Annotated in this window: 1 protein-coding gene; it reads left to right on the top strand. The window is 68.0% G+C overall.

Features of this window, described 5'->3' with window-relative positions:
- Positions 1 to 35: 35 nt before the first annotated feature.
- Positions 36 to 497 (top strand): hypothetical protein (locus GWK61_RS55185; RefSeq protein WP_194922373.1); only part of this gene is annotated, 462 nt, incomplete at its 3' end.

The following is a 497-nucleotide window of genomic DNA, read 5'->3' as shown; positions in this document are numbered from 1 at the left end:
TGCTGCGTGAGACGGCGGCGAGTACTGGGGCTGTGTTGGCTGCTCGGCAGGCCGCTTCCTCTTCTGCCTCCACCTCTTCTTCGGCTTCTGTTTCTGCTTCCGGCGAGCGGCGGATCACGCTCGCAGTGGGTACCGACTCAATGCCCTATCTCCTCGACCACTGCTTCTTCGCACAGCGCGACGACTGGCCGGACGTGACCGACCGCTTCCCCGTCGTCCCCGCCACCACAGTGATCCAGCACATGATCGACGCCGCGGGCGGTCACGCGATCGCGGTGCGGGACGCTCGGTTCGACCAGTGGACGGCCGCCGCGCCGCCGACCAGCGTCGAGATCGTCGTGCGGCCGGGTGCGGACGGCGCGGTCAAGGTCGAGTTCGGACCCTATGCGCGGGCGACTGTTGAGACAGGGGCCGTATTCTCTCCGGCGCCGCCAGTCTGGCCGGTCGAATCTGTGAGCGAGCGCTCGCCGTCTATCGCCGCCGGGACCCTCTATGAC

It is taken from the genome of Catenulispora rubra (assembly GCF_015356825.1).
GTDB lineage: Bacteria > Actinomycetota > Actinomycetes > Streptomycetales > Catenulisporaceae > Catenulispora > Catenulispora rubra.
This window is presented reverse-complemented; position numbering and strand designations above follow the sequence as displayed.